Origin of the sequence: Bacillus paralicheniformis, from assembly GCF_002993925.1 — a bacterium.
Classification (GTDB): Bacteria; Bacillota; Bacilli; order Bacillales; family Bacillaceae; genus Bacillus; species Bacillus paralicheniformis.
Genome location: NZ_CP023665.1, coordinates 1898273 through 1918352, shown reverse-complemented (window position 1 = coordinate 1918352; position 20080 = coordinate 1898273). Strand labels below are relative to the sequence as shown.

Here is a 20080-nt window from a genome sequence, read left to right as displayed (position 1 = left end):
TGTTTTCGGCTTAGAATTGACATATATATCCTCGCTTAATATTTTATATTCTTTACCCTGTTTAAAAATGGGATTACTGTGTTCATTCTCAAAAAAACATCTCTTTTAAAAACAACTAAATCCATTCTAATCACCCTTTCCTTATTTCGCTTCATCATTTAACAGCTAACAGTGCCTTCACTTCATTGTTGACGCCCACGTTTTCAGTGTATTACCAAGATCTAAATATTGTAACGCTCCTTCATTTCTTCAATTTTACAGTTAATTTTCAGCAACAGATCTTATTCGCTTTTAATGTCATCATCTGTTATACCTTCACGTTGCATATACTCCAATAAAGCGTGCTTCAATGTGTATAACTGTTTGTATGAAAGTTTTGTTCTAACACCACTCATCTTCCATCTCCATCCCTTTTCTTATTACAGTTCAATCCCATAATTCTCGCCGAAATCCTCAATGTGCTCCTTCAGGATATCGTCTAATTGATCATCTTCAATACCGAGAATAATTTTATCTATTTCCGCATCAAATAGAGCCATTTCTTCACCAACACCGTTTTCTAATTGAAGTCTCATAAAGATTCTAAATGCTTGCCTTGGATTCATTTTATTCTCCTTGTCCTCGTTATTTATATTTTTAATTGCCTTTTAGATAATCGTATATTTTGATCTGTGCGGTCTTTTATGTATGAATTCAGGAATATCAATACGCTTATTGACTTTTGATTTAGTTCTTACAAGAACACGGTTTTCAAGAAACTGAACTTCTTCCACTTTCTGAGCATGAGACTCAAAGTAAAAATCAAAAATCTCTTTAAGAGTCTCATCATTAAGATTGTAATTCATCATTGAACCTCCTTAATATCTGTACTTTAACGTTTAAGCGACACACAAAATCCATATATATGGTAATTCATTCGCTATTTCTCCCTCCCAAAAAACCATATAATGTAATTGTAATAAATTCAAAGGAAATGGAGATGGTTTAAATGAAATTAAGAAAAGTATTGACTGGTTCTGTTTTATCTCTTGGATTACTCGTTTCTGCTTCTCCAGCTTTTGCTGCTACCCCATCACCTATGGTTAAAACAAATAACGTTGTCAAAGACGAAATAGGTGTAAAAGCCTTACACACAAAATACATTTATCATCACAATATCAATGATTTTAAAAATATTGAACGGGACGAAAACGGTAGAAACTGGTATTTGAAAGGTATTGAATATATAGATGGATGGTATAGAGGGGAGTACCAAGCAAATTTTTGATCTTTTGAGGGGGGAAACCCCCTCTTTTATTATTTTAGACCATTTTCTTTGTGCTCAATGCTTCCAGTTACCCTCTAAGCACACAATCAAATCAGCGATTGATTGTGTGCAACTATCATTTTTAATCTTCTCTACCCTTATTTTCACTTCACAGTTATCAAGATGCCATTTAACCCACACTATGTTAAACCTGTTGCAACCTCCCCCAATAAGGGGAACGCTGGCGGCTTAATGCCTATTTAACGTCGCCACCACGACTGTTATACGATGTCTGCTGTATCCTTTTCATTATGAATATCCTTTTAATTTATATTTATTTCTATTTTAATAATCTTTTTTGTGTCATTACCCAGTCACCTATCTTTTCAACAACTTCACAAAAATCATTATCCTTAATATTAAATCACCACTAAATATATTGAATAATCATGGTGTGGAAATGGAAGTGCTAGGGGAATATTTGTTTACAATGCTTCTTATACCAAAATCAACAGATTCAATGTACTTGCATAGCCTATTCATTACACAGTCGCTCTCAATCACAGGGTTAAACCTTTCAAATAGCTTAAGGAATTCATGTTGCTCCTTTGTTTTTCGTTTTACTTTCCTTAGCCTCAAGGCTAATTCCAAACTTCTGCTTGCAAGTGATATCGTAGGTTTTGACATGTTTTTTGTACTTGTTCTTTGTGCCTTTATACAAATAGATAAAGAGGTAGGGGTGCTTATCCAATAAGATTTTATTGTGAAATTCCTTTTCCAGTTAGATGAGCATAGTGACGGTCTAATGACAGGTGCTAAAGCTGGAGCTAACCTTTCTATTTATGAGTCTGGTAAAGGCCGGATTATTCTCAGTACGATTACATATTGAACTAATTATATATTATTTTTGGGAAGGTCATGGTGGGGGTTGCTCCCACCTCCCTCTTGATAAAGAGGTGGAGAATTGATAATTGATCAAGAAATTAAAGTGAAGGCAATGTACAGAAATATAGAACATTATAAAAGCATAGGCTATGAGATCAATAAAGGTATGCAAGAATTATCGGTTAAAGTCGAAGACCTGCCTATAAATAGTCACTTAAAAATTAAAATACGTTGCGACTATTGCCAGTGCATATTCGAAAGATCATACAGAGATCACATTAAACATCAATCAAAGTCATCTATCAAAAAAGATGCATGTAAAAACTGCAGAGGTTTAAAGATTAAAGAACATATGCTAAAAACCTATGGTGTAGAAAGTGGCATAGCCTTTCATTATAATTTTCTCAAAAAATGAAAACAACTGCGAAATTTGTCTAATGGCTGCCTTATGGGTTTCCACTTAAAAAAGGGCTTCTCTTTGAGATGAAGCCCTTTTTCCCTATCTTGAGAATAACCGGACGATATACGTGCCGCTTCCTGATGTTCTGGACACTAAACTTTTTAATGGGTGTTGAAACAATCCGTCTAAAAGTGGTCAAAATGTGGCCAATAAAATGAAAATCGCTCTCAGCCGTTGATGTAGCAAGGGCTGTGAGCGATTAGATATTTACATGACCCGCTTAAACATCTTCTCCATCTCATAGGTGGAGTAGTGGATGATAATCGGCCGGCCGTGCGGGCATGTGAATGGGTCGGATGTTCTGCGCAGCTCATCGAGCAGGGCGGTGATTTCGTCGTCCCGCAGATGATGGTTGGCTTTGATGGAGCCTTTGCAGCTCATCATGATTGCGGCTTCTTCGCGCAGTTTTTTAATGTCGATCGTGCGGTCATCAAGGACCTGTTGAATGATGTCTTCAATGATCGTCGTTTCTTCCCCTTTTGGAAACCAAGTCGGGTGGCATCGGACGATATAGCTGCCGGCGCCGAACGATTCGAGAAAGACGCCGACTTTGGCTAAATCGTCCAAGTGCTGGTCGATCGTCAGCGCTTCATTTTTTGAATAATGGAATGTCAGCGGCACAAGCAGGTCCTGGACTTCCGATTCGACTTCCCCGACTTTTTCACGGAAATATTCGTATTTAATTCGCTCCTGTGCGGCGTGCTGATCGATGATGTACAGCCCGTTTTCATTTTGGGCGAGAATGTAGGTGCCGTGCATTTGGCCGATCGGATACATGATCGGCACCCTTTCTTTTGGCGTATCTTCGTCATGGGCGTTTTCGCCTGCCTGTTCCGGTTCGGCTTGTACGGCCGGTTCGGCTTCCGGCGTATACTCTTCCACTCCAGGCCATTCAGGTTCGGTGTCTTGCATAATGCTTTCTTCGCGCTCTGCGGGAGCGGGAGGAGGCGGGTCTTTGACTACCGAGCTTAATTTCATCGCCGAAAACGATGGCTCCGGCTTATATTCTCTTTCAACATCAGGACCAGAAAGAGGTGCCGGCTCTCGTACCTGGTCGAAATCAAGCTTTTGCTGTTCCGATTTATTGATCAGAGGTGCGGTTTTTTTCGGAACTTGCACGCTTGGAATGAGCTGCTGCTGTTTAAAGACGTCTTTGATGGCGTCGCGAATCAGTTCGTGAAGCTCCGTCTCTTTGCTCAGCCTGACCTCCAGCTTTGACGGATGCACGTTGACATCCACAAGCAGCGGGTCCATGTTGATTTCAATAAACGTGATCGGATGGCGGCCGATCGGAAGAAGCGTATGGTAGCCCTCGTGGATCGCTTTCACGAGCGGAAAATTTTTAATGTATCTGCCGTTGACGACAGATGACATGTAATTTCGCGATGCACGCGTAATTTCGGGAAGGGCGATATAGCCTTTCACTTCAAAATCAAGAGATCTCGCTTCAAGCGGGAGCATTTTTTTGGCAACCGCCGTGCCGTAAATCGCCGCAAGCACGTGGCGGACATCGCCGTTTCCGTTTGTCTGCAGAAGCGTTTTCCCTTGATGACGCAGCCTGATCGAAACTTCCGGGTGGGCAAGGGCAATTCTGTTGACCACATCTGTAATGTTGCCAAGCTCCGTATGGATCGTTTTCATATATTTCAGCCTTGCCGGCGTATTAAAAAACAGATTGGTAACCGTAATTTCGGTTCCTCTGCGGCTTGACGCTTTTTGCTCGGAAATGATTCTTCCCCCCTGAAGCGTCAAATGGGTGCCTGCTCCTTCTCCGGTGCTCGTTTTAATGCTTAGATGTGAGACAGACGCGATACTTGGCAAAGCTTCTCCGCGAAATCCGAGCGTTCTGACGCGAAACAGATCGTTTTCGTCTTTGATTTTGCTTGTGGCATGACGCAAAAAAGCCGTTCTGCAGTCTTCTGCATCCATCCCTTCGCCGTCGTCAAGCACTTTAATCGAGGCGAGACCCGCTTCTTCAACATCGATTTCAATCACTGAGCTGTTCGCATCGATTGCATTTTCGACAAGCTCTTTGACGACCGACGCAGGCCTTTCCACTACTTCACCCGCCGCGATTTTATTCGATAAATCGTCTGGCAGCTGAACAATTTTTGCCAAGTTGGGTCACCTCTTTATTACTTTAATTTTTTTTGCAGCCTGTACAGTTCATTCATGACTTGTATAGGCGTCATATCGAGCAGATCCATCGTTTTAAATTCGGCTAAAACAGCCTGCTCTTTTTTGGAGAGCTTCGTCTCTTTTTCTTTCGGCTTGTCCGTTCCAAAAAATGACAGCTGGGCCGGTTGATCTGCAACAGTTGCCGCGACTTCTTCCGCCGCCTCTTTTACCGTATTCGGAGCCGTTGATGGAACCGCTTCTTTGGCGCCGGATTCAAGCTCTTTCAGGATCGTTTTCGCCCTGCTGATCAAACCGTCGGGTAATTCGGCAAGCTGCGCAACATGGATACCGTAGCTTTTATCTGCTGCGCCTTCTTTTATCTGGTGAAGGAATACGACCTTTCCTTCGTATTCTTCCGCACGAACGTGAACATTCTTCAAGTCGGCAAGCTTTTCTTCAAGGGTTGTCAGCTCGTGATAGTGAGTGGAAAATAAAGTCTTCGCGCCGATGTGCTCGTGAACGTACTCGATGATTGCCTGCGCAAGCGCCATTCCGTCGTAAGTGGACGTACCCCGGCCGATTTCGTCAAATAGAATCAAGCTGTTTTTCGTCGCATGGACGATCGCGTTTTTGGCTTCAAGCATTTCCACCATAAACGTGCTCTGCCCGGATATAAGATCATCCGCAGCACCGATTCTTGTAAAGATCTGATCAAAGATCGGCAGCACCGCTTTTTTGGCAGGAACAAAACAGCCGATCTGCGCCAAAATGGAGATCAGCGCCATCTGTCTCATATACGTGCTTTTCCCTGACATATTCGGCCCGGTGATTAAAAGCATCTGTCTGCCTTTGCCCATTTCGCAGCTATTCGGAACGTAAGACTGGCTGTCCATCACCTTTTCTACGACCGGATGCCGTCCGTCGGTCACCTGAACGACGTCCTCGGAAAACTCCGGTTTAACATAGTGGCGGTTTTCGCTGATCGTCGCAAAACATTGGAGCACATCAAGCTCGCTCATCATTTTTGCCAGCTGCTGCAGGCGCGGAATATATTCCTTCACCTTGCTGCGAAGCTCGGAAAACAGCTCATACTCCAGCTCGCAAATATTGTTTTCCGCTTCGAGAATCAGCGCTTCTTTTTCTTTCAGCTCCGGCGTGATGTAGCGTTCTGCATTGGTCAGCGTCTGCTTCCGTTCATAGCGGCCTTCTTCAAGCAGATGGATGTTGGCTTTCGTCACTTCAATATAATAGCCGAACACCTTGTTAAAGCCGACTTTTAAAGAACGGATTCCCGTGTACTCGCGTTCCTGCTGCTCAAGCCTTGCGATCCAGTCCTTTCCGTTCTTGCTTGCGTCCCTGTATTCATCCAGCTTCGCGTGATAGCCGTCTTTGATCAAGTTCCCCTCTTTTAATGAAAGCGGCGGATTCTCGTATAGCGCATCTTCCAAAAGATTCAAAAGATCGCCGCACGGATCGATTTTCTCGGCGCGCGCTTTTGCTTTCGGATGGTCGAGGGAGCCGACAAGCTGTTTGATGGCCGGCACTTGTTTCAGCGATTCCTTTAGCTGGATCAAATCTCGGGCATTGACGTTGCCGTAAGCGACCCTTCCGGCGAGCCGCTCGAGATCGTATACTTCCTTCAGCCGTTCGCGCAAATCTTCCCGCTCAAACAAATGGGCGATCAGCGTTTCGACGATTTCCTGGCGCTCTTCAATCTGTCCCTTGCTGATCAGCGGCCTGTCGATCCATTGCTTTAACAGCCGCCCTCCCATTGCCGTTTTCGTTTCATCCAAAAGCCAAAGAAGCGAGCCTTTTTTGTTTTTCGAACGGATCGTTTCCGTCAGTTCAAGATTGCGTTTCGAATACAAATCGATTTTCATCGCTTCTTCGAGCTCGTAAGCCTGAACGTTTTGAAGGTGGTCAAGGCTTCTTTTCTGCGTCCGCTTCAAGTAGACGTAAAGCCTCATAAACGTATCGACAAGCTCTTTGGACGCCAGACCGTTCACAATGTCAGGCCATTCATCTGCTTGTTCATCCTCGAAAGAGATCGTGGCGCCGCAGCGCTCTTTCAGCAGCGCGACATCTTTCTCGTCAAAGTTGCGGCTGACGACGATTTCCCTTGCTCCGACAGAGTAAATCTCGGAAACGACATCATCAAGCCTTTCGATAATCGTCACTAAGTTCTCGCCCGTCGTCAAATCAGAAAAAGCGAGCCCGTATGTATGCTGAAATTCACTGACAGAGGCGATAAAGTTGTTTTCATTTTCATGAATTCCTTTTCCGTCCATCACGGTGCCGGGTGTGATCAGCTGCACGACTTCCCTTTTGACGACTCCTTTGGCCGATTTAGGGTCCTCCACCTGCTCACAGATCGCGACTTTATAGCCTTTTTTAATGAGCTGTTCGATATATGAAGAGCATGAATGATAAGGAACCCCGCACATCGGAATTCTTTCGCTCGATCCACCGTCTCTGCTCGTCAGCGTGATTTCGAGTTCCTGAGACGCCTTTTTGGCATCTTCAAAAAACATTTCATAAAAGTCTCCAAGACGAAAAAATAAAAAGGCATCCTGATACTCTGCCTTAATCTTTAAATATTGCTGTATCATAGGCGTGTAGCCTGTCATATTTAATCCCTCACTATGTATAAACGTTTCTATTGATTCCAACACTCATTATACCATAAAGATTCATGCTGAAAAAAAAGAAACTAGGGCGGTGTTTCCCTAGCTTCCTTTTATTCTTCTGGATCTCCGACCAAAAACTCCGGATTGATGTCCTCAAGTTCTTCATCAAGTTCTTCTTCCCACGCTTCTTCCTCATCGCTTTCCGTCCAATCAGAATTGACCTCAACGACGACCTTCGTCTCGCCGACAACCTCTGATAAAAATTCCCTTTCCGCCTGTACAACCACTTTGTTTCCGTTCGGAGAAATGGTCACTTCAAGGCAGTTCGGCTGCTGAAGCACCTTCGCAATCACTTCGTGTTCATCATCTAAGTAATTTTTGTCGCGATACCGGAGCTTAATAACATCAACATAGGAAACGCGTTCTGTCACAACTTCGGTTTTGGTGTTGTCCGCATATGAATACCAGACGTTGATATCATATGTCCCTTCAATTTCCACGGTTTTTCCGATTTTTTCGGCGTCATACTTATGATTGATAATCCAACCGCCTAAAATACTGGTTGGCTTTTGCGAAGGGGAGATTGTATGAGTGGACTGGGTGAATTTCCGGCCTTTCGCGACCACCGCTTTAGTAATAATTTCCCTGTATTCAGACATTCGGTCATGCCTCCTTGTTTTTCCTCGTATTATCCTATGCTGGGCATTCGTCTAATGTGCGTTCCTTGAGAAATCAAAATAACATCCCATATAATGAATCTGTTTAAGTGTATGCAGATAAAAGGATAAACTTGACTTAAATCAGAAAAGAAAAAGACAGACCGAAAACCGAATCTTTTCAATTAGCCGTCGCGGCGGGAAATTGCATTCAAAAAAACGACGCCTTTAAAAGGCGCCGCCAAATTATAGAGAACAGCTCGGTGATGAATTTTTTACTCTTGAACCGGTCTCGCCTTTCAGCAGGTCTCCACCGGTTGATGTGATGATCTCGTTTGTCACTTGGTTTGATATTGTATGCGCGACGAGCTGAAGAAGATCGTTGACTTCCATTTGGGAGTCTCTGAACTCTTGAATGATCGGGATCTCGTCAAGCTCTTCCTGAAGCGCGTCAATCTTTGCTTCCGTTTGTTTAAGCGCTTCGTGCTTTTCGTAATGTTTAAAATTGACGGCTTGCTTTTGCAGGGCTTTGATTTGGTTGATAATGCCCGTTATTTTGGCATTCTCATTAATCTGTGCCTCCGCTTTTTTGAAAAAGTCGACTTCTTCCGTTTCGGCAATCATTTTTGCGAGCTCCCGCGCTTTTGCAACAATCTCTTTTTTCGTATAAAGCGTCACTTTATTTCACCTCGATTGCTTCTCCTACCATTTCTCCGTCAAGCGACCAAGTTTTCGCCTGGTGGATTTTCACGTTGACAAGCTGGCCGATCGCTTCTTTTGGTCCTTTGAAGTTAACAAGCTTGTTTTTCCGTGTATAGCCGGCAAGGATATCAGGGTTGTTTTTACTTTCACCCTCTACTAACACTTCGACAACCTGCCCCTCATATTCCTTCATTTTCTTCGCGGAAATTTCGTTGACCACTTCATTTAATCGCTGAAGCCGTTCTTTTTTCACGCGCATCGGAACATTGTCTTTCATTTTTGCAGCTGGCGTTCCTTCGCGAGGCGAGTAAATGAACGTATAGGCGCTGTCAAATTCAACTTCTCTGTATAAGGAAAGCGTTTCTTCAAATTGCTCATCAGTTTCGTTCGGGAAGCCGACGATAATGTCTGTTGTTAAAGACGCGTTCGGCATCGCTTTTTTAATTTTGGCGACAAGCTCGAGATAGCGTTCCTGGTCGTATTTGCGCGCCATCAGTTTCAAGACATCCGAGCTTCCGGACTGAACAGGCAGGTGGATGTGGTCCAGAAGGTTCCCGCCTTTTGCGAGCACCTCGATCAGATGATCGTCAAAATCACGCGGATGGCTTGTCGTGAAGCGGATTCGCGGAATATTGATTTTGCGGAGCTCATCCATCAAGTGTCCGAGTCCGTATTCCATATCCTCGAAATCTTTGCCGTAAGCGTTGACGTTCTGTCCGAGAAGCGTGATTTCTTTATAGCCTTCAGCCGCAAGTCGTCTCACTTCCTGAATGATTTCTTCAGGACGTCTGCTTCGTTCTTTTCCTCTTGTGTACGGCACGATGCAGTACGTACAGAACTTGTCGCAGCCGTACATGATGTTGACCCAGCCTTTAATTTTGCCGGTGCGGACTTTCGGAAGGTTTTCAATGACATCGCCTTCTTTAGACCACACTTCGATGACCATTTCTTTTGACAGATAAGCTTCTGACAAAAGTTCCGGCAAGCGGTGGATATTGTGTGTACCGAAAATCAGATCGACGAACGGATGTTTCTTTAAAATCCGGTTGACGACTGATTCTTCCTGGGACATACATCCGCATACGCCAAGGATCAAATCCGGATTGTCTTTTTTCAAAGCTTTTAAATGGCCGATTTCACCGAATACTTTGTTTTCCGCATTTTCGCGAATGGCGCATGTGTTTAACAGAATCACATTAGCGTCTTCAGTCGAATCCGTCGGCTCATAGCCGAGGGTCATGAAAATACCGGCCATGACTTCTGTATCGTGTTCATTCATCTGGCAGCCGTATGTGCGGATGTAGAACTTCCGTCCTTCACCCATCCCTTTGTACTGCTCGGAAATTTTAAAATCGCTATGGTATTTAACCTCTTCTTTGCCGCGTTTTTTCGCATCTTTTAAGGAAGGCGGAACATAAACAGCTTCGAAGTACTTGCTGTAATCCTTCTCGGATTTTTTGTCCGATGGATTGACCTGTCCGCTTTCAATGCGCTGTTTCTCATTCATGTTTTTGATCTCCTTTCAAACAAAGCTCCACTCTTCAGTATAAAGGTTCTCGGTTGTCAGCACAACCCAGAACCTATCATTGTACACTAACTGAAAATGATTATCAATGGTTATTTGCTTTGTTTAAAAAGAAATCGACGAGTTTAAAGCAGACCCGCTTTTTTGGCGCCGGTTTCAATGATTTCAAGGGCTTTATCAAGTTCTTCTTTCGAATGCTGGGCGGTCATGATCGTTCTGATCCGCGCTTTGCCTTTCGGGACGGTCGGAAATACAATAGCCTGGGCAAATAAACCGAGCTCGAAAAGCGTGCTTGAAAAGCGGCATGCCTCGGCTTCATCACCTATTAAAATCGGCGTGATCGGCGTTTCGCTCTTAATCAGCGGAAGGCCGATTTTTTCAAGCTCTTTTTTGAAGTACGAAGTATTGTCCCAAAGCTTTTTAATTAATGAAGGTTCCTCCATCAGCACATTGACCGCTTCAATGCATGCCGCAGTGACGGCCGGCGGATGGGAAGTACTGAAGAGAAACGGTCTGCCTTTATGCTTTAAATAGTCGATCAGCACCTTGGAACCGGCCGCATAGCCTCCTAAAACACCGATCGCCTTGCTGAGCGTGCCGACTTGAATGTGAACCTTCCCGTCCAGCCCGAAATGGTGAACCGTTCCGCGCCCGTTCTCGCCGAGAACGCCGGACGCATGCGCGTCGTCGACCATGACAAATGCGTCATACTGTTCAGCGAGCCGGACGATTTCGGGAAGCGGTGCGATGTCTCCGTCCATCGAAAACACGCCGTCTGTAACGATAAGCCGCATTCTGTAATTCATTGATTTTTTTAAAATCTTTTCTAAATCTTCCATGTCCGCATGCTGATATACTTTTTTGCCCGCTTTGGTAAGTCTGATGCCGTCAATGATGGAAGCATGGTTTAATTCGTCTGAGATGACGATATCATCTTTGGTAAGAATGCTTGAAAGAATGCCTTGATTTGCGGTGAAACCGGACTGGAATACGAGCGCAGCTTCAGTATTTTTAAATGAAGCGAGCTTCTTTTCGAGCTCATCATGCATGGTGAATGTTCCGGCTATTGTCCGGACCGATCCCGTTCCAGCTCCGTACCGTTTTACCGCCTCTTCGGCCGCTTTTTGGAGGCGCGGATGTGACGTCAACCCGAGATAGTTATTGGATGAAAGCTGAATGATGTCTTTTCCCTTCATTTTGACAGTTGATCCTTGCAGCGATTCGATGATCGGCAGTTCCTGAAAAGTTCCGTTTTCTTTCATTGTATCAAGCTCGGAAGCTAAAAAATTAAATTCTTTCATATCCATCTCTCCCTTCACGGTATCAATACGACTTTTCCGCATTGCCCTTTTCTCATCAGTTCAAAGCCTTTTTCAAACTCTTCCATCGGGAAACGGTGGGTGATGACAGGCTTGATTTGAATCGTACCGGACTGGAGAAGACCGCTGACCTGCCTCCACGTTTCAAACATTTTGCGGCCGGTAATTCCCTGAACCGTCAATCCTTTAAAGACGATATCATTTGTCATATCGATGCATACGGGATGCTCGGGCAGACTTAAGACATGCACCCGCCCTCCGTTCGCAGCCATTTTTAAACTTTGGCGGATGGCCGTCGGATGGCCTGACATTTCGCAAACCAAGTCCGCCCCTTCACCACCAGTTAAAGCGCTTACATTTTTGAGCGGATCTTCTTTTTCAACGGAGATGATATCGGTTGCCCCCATTTGCAATGCAAGGTCGAGCCTGTATTCGTTTTTATCGATGGCGATCACTTGTGACGCGCCTGACGCTTTTGCAACTGCCACGGCCATCAATCCGATCGGTCCGCAGCCGACGACAGCGACTTTCACTCCAGCTGTCATTCCCGTCAGAACCGTATGCACGGCATTTCCGAGCGGTTCTTGAATAGAAGCGAGATCCTCAGGCATGCCGCCCGGATTTTTCCAAATGTTTGCGGCAGGCACTTTGACATATTCAGCAAAACAGCCGTCTGTATCGACACCGAGAATCAGCGTTTTTCTGCAGACATGCTCTTTTCCGGTCAAACACGGCAGGCACTTTCCGCAAACGATGTGCGTTTCTGCCGAAACATACTCCCCTTCTTGTACCGCAGTCACATTTTCCCCCACTAGTACAACCTCGCCGGAAAATTCGTGGCCAAACACATAAGGCGGTTTCACCCTGCTTTTCGCCCATTCATCCCAATTATAAATATGGACATCCGTTCCGCAAATCGATGCGGCTTTGACTTTGATCAGCACCTCGTGTTTGTCGATCTTCGGTATCGGGACGAGCTCGAAGCTGGCGCCTGGCTCCCCCGGCTTCTTGATAAGCGCCTTCATATTTCCGTCCAAGATGAACAGACCCCCTTTGCAAAATCGCTTTACAAAAGGATTGTAGCACGATAATTCATATTGGTAAACACCTGTGTCCTCCTGATAAAAACAGATGAACACCCTCTGAAAAATGTATGATATTTTTTTAAAATGGGATGCGGCTGAAGAAATTTTGAAAGAGAAATCCGTCGACTTGACTTGGTGTATATGAGCGCTGCAAAGCTTCGATCAGATTCCCGTAATCTTTGTGGGCTTCCAGACCCGGAATGACCCGGTCGATGCCGTCAAAATCAGATCCGAATCCGATATGCCGCTCGCCTCCCAAAGAGCAGACATGGTCAATATGTGAGAGGATATCTTTGATCACAGGCGTTTTTCCGTTTCTCACGAATTCAGGGACAAATGTCAAACCGATGACGCCGTTCTTTTCAATAAGCGCTTTGATTTGATCGTCTTTTAAATTTCTCGGATGAGGGCAAAGGCTGTGCGCATTCGAATGAGAGGCGATCGGATACGCTGCCGTTTCAACCGCACCCCAAAAGCTTTTCTCTGATAAATGGGAGAGATCGGTCCATGCCCGGTTTTTGTTCGCCTTGCGAATCAGCCTTTCCCCGTAAGAAGTCAAACCTGCGTTTCTTTCTTCTAAAGCGCCGTCTGCGAACGTATTGGCCCAGTTCCACGTCAGGCCGAAACTTCTGACTCCGAGCTGAAAAAAGATGTCAAACAGCCTTAAGTTTTTTGAGATCGGCTCACAGCCTTCCATCGTTAGAATGATGCCGGTTTCATCGCTTTTGAGCTTGTCGATATCGGCTTTATGTTTGATCAGTTTGATCCGCTTGTACTTTGCAATTTTTTCGTGAAACAGCCGGATCTGCACGAGCGCCATTTCAAGCCTTATTGTGTCGGGTACGGTTTCGGGCAGAAAAATCGCCAGACACTGCACTTTCGCCTTTCCGTTTAACAGAGCCTGAACCGGCGTTTGAAGCGACGGGTCACTGTACTCATTAAGCTTCGGATTTTTCCAGAGCTTCAGCAGCAAATCAGAATGGGCATCAAAAATTTTCACGTTCATCCTCTCCCGGCTGCATTTTTCAAAAACGGCTAAACCAAAAACAACCCGCTTACGTGAAAGTAAGCAGGTTGAAGCATTTGAAAAAGAGTGATTTTTCTATCAGCGAGGCTCTACGATTAGCTTAATCGCTGTTCGTTCTTCACCGTCAATTTGAATGTCCGTAAACGCCGGAATGCAAATCAGATCGACACCGCTCGGTGCTACAAATCCCCGTGCAATCGCTACCGCTTTAACAGCCTGATTTAATGCTCCGGCTCCGATTGCTTGAATTTCTGCAGCTCCTCGTTCCCTCAAGACTCCTGCGAGCGCACCTGCGACCGAGTTTGGATTTGATTTTGCTGAAACCTTTAATATTTCCATTCCTGCTCCCCCTTAAGTTTACAATGGATAAGTGAGTGTTCATTAGAACAATCATTATTAGATGTTGCTATTTTCAAAGCCATCCCCTTTTAATTGCTTTTCAAAAATAGCAGGGTACCTTCCATTTTTACTATATTCACTATAGGACCGGGATATTCCTGCTTTCCTTTTAATATTTTTCTAAAATGATTTTCTGTTCAGTCATTCAAAAAACATGTGGTCATCATTAATTAATATCCGGTCAATTTTAACGGCTTTCTTGCTCTGTTCGTCAATGTCAATGACAACTCCGCTCAGTGTTGTGCGGCCTTCGGCAATCTCAAAACGAACGGGCAGGCTCGTTTTAAATCGCTTGATAATCGTCTCGCGGTCGACGCCGAGAATCCCGTCGTAAGGCCCTGTCATCCCTACGTCTGTTATATATGCCGTGCCTTTCGGAAGAATGCGGTTGTCAGCTGTCTGAACATGCGTATGCGTTCCGACAACTGCTGACACGCGGCCGTCCGTATACCAGCCGATCGCCTGCTTTTCGCTTGTCGCTTCGGCATGAAAATCGATAAAGATGAACGTTGTTCTTTTTGACGCTTCTTCTATTAATTCATCAGCTTTTCGAAAAGGGCAATCGATCGCAGGCAGAAATGTGCGGCCTTGCAAATTGATCACAGCCAGTTCCTTCGAACCGTTTGTTTTTATGTATGTGATGCCTTTTCCAGGCGTGCCTTCGGGAAAATTGGCGGGTCTGACGATCTGCGGCGCATCATCAACAAAATCAAATATTTCCCTTTTATCCCATGTGTGGTTTCCCATTGTGAGAACGTCGGCTCCCGCTTGAATGAGCTGGTGGTATATTTTTTCGGTAATGCCTTTTCCGTGTGCGGCGTTTTCTCCGTTGACGATGACGGCGTTCGGTTTATATTTCAGCTTCAGCTTCGGCAAATAGGTTTTGATCATGTCTCTGCCGGGCGAACCGACAACATCTCCAATAAATAAAATTCTCATAATTTGACCCTTTCTTTTTTAAAATAGGTTTTAATCATAGTGTTACACAAGGAAACAAAAAAATAAAGTGGCGCATTCGCACCACTTTATTTTGCGTATTCAACGGCTCTCGTTTCCCTGATCACGGTTACCTTGATGTGTCCAGGGTAGTCAAGCTCGTCCTCGATTCGTTTTCGAATATCACGCGCCAAACGATGGGCTTCAAGATCGTTGATTGAGTCAGGTTTGACCATGATCCGCACCTCTCGTCCCGCTTGTATCGCGAATGATTTTTCAACACCTTCGTACGATTCAGAGATTTCTTCCAGCTTTTCAAGCCTGCGAATATAGTTTTCGAGCGTTTCGCTTCTTGCGCCTGGTCTAGCGGCGGACAGCGCATCGGCTGCGGCCACGAGCACGGCGATGATGGAAGTCGGCTCCTGATCTCCGTGGTGAGATGCGATACTGTTGATGACAACTGGATGCTCTTTATACTTAGTGGCCAGTTCCACACCGATTTCAACGTGGCTTCCTTCCACCTCATGGTCAATCGCTTTCCCGATATCATGAAGAAGTCCTGCCCTTTTTGCGAGCGTCACGTCTTCCCCGAGCTCTGAAGCCATCAGGCCTGTCAGAAACGCCACTTCCATTGAATGTTTCAGTACATTCTGTCCGTAGCTCGTTCTGAACTTCAAGCGGCCGAGGATTTTGATTAAATCGGGATGAAGACCGTGAACTCCAACTTCAAACGTCGTCTGTTCACCCATTTCGCGGATGTAATCATCCACTTCACGGCGGGATTTCTCAACCATTTCTTCGATTCTGGCAGGATGAATGCGGCCATCCTGAACGAGTTTATCAAGAGCGATCCTGGCTGTTTCACGCCTGATCGGATCAAATCCTGAAAGGATAACGGCTTCCGGCGTATCGTCGATGATCAGATCGATCCCCGTCAATGTTTCCAATGTACGGATATTACGTCCTTCACGTCCGATAATGCGGCCTTTCATCTCATCATTTGGAAGGTTGACAACTGAAACCGTCGTCTCGGCCACATGATCTGCCGCACAGCGCTGTAAAGCCAATGAAAGAATATTTTTCGCTTTTTTATCAGCCTCTTCTTTCGCTCGATTTTCACTTTCTTTCGTCATGATCGCGATGTCATGGGAAAGCTCGTTTTCAACCCGTTCCAGAATGATTTGCTTCGCTTCATCTCGCGTCAGACTTGAAATACGCTCCAACTCTGACTGCTGCATACGAATCATTTCATCCACTTTGCTTTCCATCTCTTCAATATGTTGTTGTCGTTCATTCAGAGAATGATCTTTCTTCTCCAACATCGCTTCCCGTTTATCTAATGATTCATCTTTTCGGTCAAGGTTCTCTTCCTTTTGAAGTAAACGGTTTTCTTGTTTTTGAAGCTCATTTCGTCTTTCACGAACTTCTTGTTCAGCTTCTATCCGAAGCGTATGAATCTCGTCCTTTGCTTCAAGAAGGGCTTCTTTTTTCAACGCTTCAGCATCCCGCTTTGCGTCTCCAAGAATTTGTTCGGCTGCATTTCGCGCACCTGAAATTTTTGCTTCGGCAATGATTTTACGAACATAGTAGCCAACAACTAAACAGAATAGGCTCAGCAAAATGGAGATGAGAATTGCTAAAGGATTCATAACTTTCACCTCCTCTTGCTATGAACTTGTCTTGCTAAAAGTAAGTGTCGGCATGTACATTGTACTTCTTCTCAACATACAGAACCTTCACAGGGAGTGAAGCGGCTTCACAGCCCTTGTCAAGTTTAAATGTTTATCAATCATGTTAAGAAAAACAAGTGATACAATTTCATTGTAATTGTGTGGGAAATACTTGTCAAGCTTACGGTCTTAACGTTTCCGGATTAAACGCCTTTTCAAACGGCGCGGATGAAGGAGATGGACAAAGGAGCTGCGTCTGAATGCGCAGATGAAAGGAAAAGGCTGCCGATCGGGCCGGCAGCCTTTGACATGTTTCATGATTAAAATTCGAGTTCTTCTTGAGCTTGGGCCTCGTCTTCCTGAGCAGGAGCAACGCCTCCAGTGTCCAAACCGTAGTGCTCCCGGATCTGCTCTTGAATCATCAAAAGGATGTCCTTGTTTTCTTTCAGGAACTGTTTGGCATTTTCACGGCCTTGACCAAGACGTTCCTCCTGATAAGAGTACCATGCACCGCTCTTCTGAACGATGTCAAGCTCTGTTCCGAGATCGATGATTTCCCCTTCTTTTGAAATCCCTTCCCCGTACATAATGTCCACTTCGGCAGTCCGGAATGGAGGGGCCACTTTGTTTTTCACGACTTTGATTTTCGTCTTGTTCCCCATGACATCGTTGCCTTGTTTCAGCTGCTCTGCGCGGCGCACTTCAAGGCGGACAGAAGAGTAGAATTTCAGCGCTCTTCCGCCTGGCGTCGTCTCAGGATTTCCAAACATGACGCCGACTTTTTCACGAATCTGGTTAATAAAGATCGCGATGGTCTTCGATTTATTGATCGCTCCGGAAAGCTTACGAAGCGCTTGAGACATCAGTCTGGCCTGCAAACCGACGTGGGAATCCCCCATATCTCCTTCGATTTCAGCTTTCGGCACAAGCGCTGCCACAGAGTCGATGACAACGATATCCACCGCTCCGCTTCTGACAAGAGCTTCGGCGATTTCAAGCGCCTGCTCGCCCGTATCAGGCTGTGACAGCAAAAGCTCATCAATGTTGACGCCCAGCTTTTGTGCATAGACGGGGTCGAGCGCGTGCTCGGCGTCGATGAACGCCGCCTGTCCGCCCTGCTGCTGAACTTCGGCAATCGCATGAAGCGCCACCGTCGTTTTACCGGAGCTTTCAGGCCCGTATACTTCAATAATCCGGCCGCGCGGGTATCCGCCCACTCCAAGAGCCGTGTCGAGCGCTAAAGAACCGCTCGGAACTGTTGAAATTCTCGTTTCAGTTTGTTCGCCGAGTTTCATAATCGAACCTTTACCAAACTGCTTTTCTATTTGTTTAAGCGCCATATCTAAGGCTGCCTGACGATCACTCATTCTATTTTCCTCCTTTATCACTTCCGCTATATCTACTATACCTTGTTTGCGCGGATTTGCCAAGAAAAAAGCGAACGCATATTCGATTTTTTTAAGAGGAAAAAATCGATCTCCTAAAATGGAATGACTTTTTTCATAAGAAAGATATACCGAAAATCCGGTTTCCGCTTATTTTTCCATCATTTTCAGCAACAGATGGCAGCCGTATTTGGCAGAACGCTTTCGCACCGCAGACCTGGATCCGGCGAACTGAAATTCGAACGCTTCTTCAGCCTGGTCCTTCACGGAGATGCCGATAAACACCTTTCCTGCCGGATGGCCTTCTTGCGTATTCGGCCCGGCTACTCCAGTAAAGCTGATGCCGATATCGCTTCCTGTTTTGACTCTGATGCCTGCGGCGAGCTCTTTTGCGCATTGCGCGCTGACCGCACCGTAGCGCTGCAGCGTGTCTTCAGCAACGCCGGCCGCTGAAACTTTCAATTCGTTTGTGTAGCAGACGGCACCGCCTTTGAAATATTCGGAAGCGCCGCTCATTTCCGTCAGCCAGGTGGAAAAAAGCCCGCCTGTAAAGCTTTCCGCAGCGGCCAAGGTCATTCCCTTGCTCCTGCATGCTTTCGCAAGCTCTTCTGCAAGAGATGTATCATCATACCCGTAAAAGAACTCTCCGACCCGCTCCAGGATGAGGTCTTCCGTTTCTTTTAACAAGCGGTTTGTCTCCTTCGGATCCGCATGCTTTGCCGTGAGCCTGAGCGTGACTTCCCCGTCGGCCGCAAGCGGGGCGATTGTCGGATTAGTCTGCGCATCGATGAGATCTTCCAAATCGGTTTCAAGCTGGGATTCTCCGATGCCGAAGAACCGCAGCACCCTTGACACGATCTTTTCCTTCGAGCCGAGCTTTTCCAAAATCAGCGGCTTCGCTTCGTTTTCAAACATCGGCTCCAGCTCTTTCGGAGGTCCCGGCAAGAGCATATAAAAGCGCGATTCATGCTCAAGCAGCATTCCCGGAGCCATCCCGAAGCGGTTCGGCAGAACATCGGATCCTTCGAGGATCAACGCCTGTTTGCGGTTGTTCGGCGACATCTCCCGGTTCGTTTTTCTGAAGTAATCCTGAATCGATTCGAAGGCTTCATCGTCGAGCTTAAGAGGGCGCCCGACAACTTCAGCGATCGTTTCTTTTGTCAAATCGTCTTTCGTCGGTCCGAGGCCTCCCGAAAAAATGATGAAGTCAGACCTTTTCTGAGCTGTCTGAATGACTTGTTTAAGGCGTTCCGGGTTATCTCCCACCGCCGTGTGATAAAAGACGTTAATGCCGATTTCGGCCAAATGCCTGCTGATAAACTGAGCATTTGTATTAGCGATTTGTCCGAGCAGAAGCTCAGAACCGACAGCGATAATTTCCGCTTTTCTTTCCAACTTCATTGTTTCCACTTCCCCACGTTTAGTTCGATGTTTTTAAAGCATCCCAGTTTTTAGCGAAATAATCCCATCCTGATACGACTGTGAAAAAGACAGCCACCCATAAAGCAAGCGATCCGAACGGGAAGGATACAAGCTCAAATGGAAGATTGTGAAGCAAAAGAGCAGAGATGGCGATGATCTGAGCCCATGTTTTCACTTTTCCAAGCATGTTGGCCGCGACGACTTCCCCTGTTCCCGCAAGGACGAGCCGCAGTCCCGTTACGGCAAATTCCCGGCTGATAATGACAATGGCCATCCAGGCCGGAGCAAGATGGTAATGCACCAGAATAATTAAAGCGGAAGACACGAGCAGCTTGTCTGCAAGCGGGTCAAGAAATTTCCCAAAGTTTGTTACAAGGTTCAGCTTTCTCGCGTAATAGCCGTCAACCCAATCGGTGACAGAAGCAAAAATAAACAACAGTGCGCCGATCAAATGGGTGACCGGAATCGACTCGCTGCCGAAGGAGACAGCCCCCCACTGAAACGGCACAAGCATGATGACCATAAAAACAGGAATTAATGCGATTCTAGAAAGCGTGATTTTATTCGGTAGATTAAACATAAAGGTTCCTCCAGATATGTATGTTTTCCTAATGATGA

At 45.6% G+C, this 20080-nt stretch carries 18 protein-coding genes and 1 pseudogene; 3 read left to right on the top strand and 16 right to left on the bottom strand.

Annotated elements, in window-relative coordinates; translation table 11 throughout:
* Window positions 1-419: 419 nt before the first annotated feature.
* Both CP943_RS09780 and CP943_RS09775 read right to left on the bottom strand, forming a co-directional pair.
* Window positions 420-605, bottom strand: a complete 186-nt coding sequence (locus CP943_RS09780; protein WP_105980949.1) for a hypothetical protein — start codon at window positions 603-605, stop codon at window positions 420-422.
* A 42-nt stretch (window positions 606-647) separates the two neighbouring features.
* On the bottom strand, window positions 648-848 hold the full coding sequence (locus tag CP943_RS09775) for a hypothetical protein (protein WP_234026567.1): 201 nt from the start codon (window positions 846-848) through the stop codon (window positions 648-650).
* A 140-nt stretch (window positions 849-988) separates the two neighbouring features.
* Between CP943_RS09775 and CP943_RS09770 the strand changes: the two genes are divergently transcribed.
* The 3 genes and pseudogenes from CP943_RS09770 to CP943_RS09760 all read left to right on the top strand — a co-directional run bounded on the left by CP943_RS09770 (window position 989) and on the right by CP943_RS09760 (window position 2546).
* A complete protein-coding gene (locus CP943_RS09770; RefSeq protein WP_105980947.1) occupies window positions 989-1267 on the top strand; it encodes a hypothetical protein in 279 nt (92 codons plus the stop codon).
* 763 nt (window positions 1268-2030) lie between these two features.
* Window positions 2031-2140, top strand: a pseudogene (locus CP943_RS22665) (hypothetical protein); the annotation flags it as partial.
* Between the two features lie 70 nt (window positions 2141-2210).
* A complete protein-coding gene (locus tag CP943_RS09760; protein WP_105980946.1) occupies window positions 2211-2546 on the top strand; it encodes a hypothetical protein in 336 nt (111 codons plus the stop codon).
* A 252-nt stretch (window positions 2547-2798) separates the two neighbouring features.
* On the opposite strand, the gene mutL is transcribed toward CP943_RS09760, so the two are convergent.
* From mutL to pgsA, 14 genes are all read right to left on the bottom strand, one after another.
* The gene (gene mutL, locus CP943_RS09755; protein ID WP_025811447.1) at window positions 2799-4709 is read right to left on the bottom strand and encodes a DNA mismatch repair endonuclease MutL; all 1911 of its coding nucleotides are present in this window, start codon (window positions 4707-4709) and stop codon (window positions 2799-2801) included.
* 17 nt (window positions 4710-4726) lie between these two features.
* Entirely contained in the window at window positions 4727-7336 is a 2610-nt protein-coding gene (gene mutS, locus CP943_RS09750; RefSeq protein WP_105980945.1) for a DNA mismatch repair protein MutS, read from the bottom strand.
* Window positions 7337-7446: 110 nt separating this feature from the next.
* Entirely contained in the window at window positions 7447-7995 is a 549-nt protein-coding gene (cotE, locus tag CP943_RS09745) for an outer spore coat protein CotE (protein WP_020451464.1), read from the bottom strand.
* 243 nt (window positions 7996-8238) lie between these two features.
* Window positions 8239-8670: a regulatory iron-sulfur-containing complex subunit RicA gene (locus CP943_RS09740; protein WP_020451463.1), complete on the bottom strand. Its 432-nt coding sequence runs from the start codon at window positions 8668-8670 to the stop codon at window positions 8239-8241.
* A gap of 1 nt (window position 8671) precedes the next feature.
* Window positions 8672-10201, bottom strand: coding sequence for a tRNA (N6-isopentenyl adenosine(37)-C2)-methylthiotransferase MiaB (gene miaB / locus CP943_RS09735; RefSeq protein ID WP_105980944.1), 1530 nt, complete (start codon window positions 10199-10201; stop codon window positions 8672-8674).
* A gap of 143 nt (window positions 10202-10344) precedes the next feature.
* Window positions 10345-11520 (bottom strand): glycine C-acetyltransferase, encoded by a 1176-nt coding sequence (locus tag CP943_RS09730; RefSeq protein ID WP_020451461.1) that lies wholly within the window; start codon window positions 11518-11520, stop codon window positions 10345-10347.
* Window positions 11521-11534: 14 nt separating this feature from the next.
* Complete coding sequence (gene tdh, locus CP943_RS09725; RefSeq protein ID WP_105981361.1) at window positions 11535-12578, bottom strand: L-threonine 3-dehydrogenase; 1044 nt, start codon at window positions 12576-12578, stop codon at window positions 11535-11537.
* 124 nt (window positions 12579-12702) lie between these two features.
* A complete protein-coding gene (locus CP943_RS09720; RefSeq protein WP_020451459.1) occupies window positions 12703-13623 on the bottom strand; it encodes a dipeptidase in 921 nt (306 codons plus the stop codon).
* Window positions 13624-13728: 105 nt separating this feature from the next.
* Window positions 13729-13989: a stage V sporulation protein SpoVS gene (gene spoVS / locus CP943_RS09715; RefSeq protein ID WP_003181955.1), complete on the bottom strand. Its 261-nt coding sequence runs from the start codon at window positions 13987-13989 to the stop codon at window positions 13729-13731.
* 201 nt (window positions 13990-14190) lie between these two features.
* Window positions 14191-14988: a TIGR00282 family metallophosphoesterase gene (locus CP943_RS09710; RefSeq protein ID WP_105980943.1), complete on the bottom strand. Its 798-nt coding sequence runs from the start codon at window positions 14986-14988 to the stop codon at window positions 14191-14193.
* A gap of 86 nt (window positions 14989-15074) precedes the next feature.
* Window positions 15075-16634, bottom strand: coding sequence for a ribonuclease Y (rny, locus tag CP943_RS09705; RefSeq protein ID WP_020451457.1), 1560 nt, complete (start codon window positions 16632-16634; stop codon window positions 15075-15077).
* Between the two features lie 341 nt (window positions 16635-16975).
* Window positions 16976-18022, bottom strand: a complete 1047-nt coding sequence (recA, locus tag CP943_RS09700) for a recombinase RecA (RefSeq protein WP_020451456.1) — start codon at window positions 18020-18022, stop codon at window positions 16976-16978.
* A 168-nt stretch (window positions 18023-18190) separates the two neighbouring features.
* Window positions 18191-19441 carry a competence/damage-inducible protein A gene (locus CP943_RS09695; protein ID WP_020451455.1) on the bottom strand — a complete coding sequence of 417 codons (1251 nt, stop codon included), beginning with the start codon at window positions 19439-19441 and terminating at the stop codon, window positions 18191-18193.
* Between the two features lie 19 nt (window positions 19442-19460).
* Window positions 19461-20042 (bottom strand): CDP-diacylglycerol--glycerol-3-phosphate 3-phosphatidyltransferase, encoded by a 582-nt coding sequence (pgsA, locus tag CP943_RS09690; protein ID WP_003181921.1) that lies wholly within the window; start codon window positions 20040-20042, stop codon window positions 19461-19463.
* Window positions 20043-20080 lie beyond the last annotated feature (38 nt).

Bases quoted from the DNA above. Each gene is read 5' to 3' on its own strand.
- CP943_RS09780 (WP_105980949.1), bottom strand. From the start codon at position 605: ATGAATCCAAGGCAAGCATTTAGAATCTTTATGAGACTTCAATTAGAA.
- CP943_RS09775 (WP_234026567.1), bottom strand. From the start codon at position 848: ATGATGAATTACAATCTTAATGATGAGACTCTTAAAGAGATTTTTGAT.
- CP943_RS09770 (WP_105980947.1), top strand. From the start codon at position 989: ATGAAATTAAGAAAAGTATTGACTGGTTCTGTTTTATCTCTTGGATTA.
- mutS (WP_105980945.1), bottom strand. From the start codon at position 7,336: ATGACAGGCTACACGCCTATGATACAGCAATATTTAAAGATTAAGGCA.
- cotE (WP_020451464.1), bottom strand. From the start codon at position 7,995: ATGTCTGAATACAGGGAAATTATTACTAAAGCGGTGGTCGCGAAAGGC.
- miaB (WP_105980944.1), bottom strand. From the start codon at position 10,201: ATGAATGAGAAACAGCGCATTGAAAGCGGACAGGTCAATCCATCGGAC.
- CP943_RS09730 (WP_020451461.1), bottom strand. From the start codon at position 11,520: ATGAAAGAATTTAATTTTTTAGCTTCCGAGCTTGATACAATGAAAGAA.
- spoVS (WP_003181955.1), bottom strand. From the start codon at position 13,989: ATGGAAATATTAAAGGTTTCAGCAAAATCAAATCCAAACTCGGTCGCA.
- CP943_RS09710 (WP_105980943.1), bottom strand. From the start codon at position 14,988: ATGAGAATTTTATTTATTGGAGATGTTGTCGGTTCGCCCGGCAGAGAC.
- rny (WP_020451457.1), bottom strand. From the start codon at position 16,634: ATGAATCCTTTAGCAATTCTCATCTCCATTTTGCTGAGCCTATTCTGT.
- recA (WP_020451456.1), bottom strand. From the start codon at position 18,022: ATGAGTGATCGTCAGGCAGCCTTAGATATGGCGCTTAAACAAATAGAA.
- CP943_RS09695 (WP_020451455.1), bottom strand. From the start codon at position 19,441: ATGAAGTTGGAAAGAAAAGCGGAAATTATCGCTGTCGGTTCTGAGCTT.
- pgsA (WP_003181921.1), bottom strand. From the start codon at position 20,042: ATGTTTAATCTACCGAATAAAATCACGCTTTCTAGAATCGCATTAATT.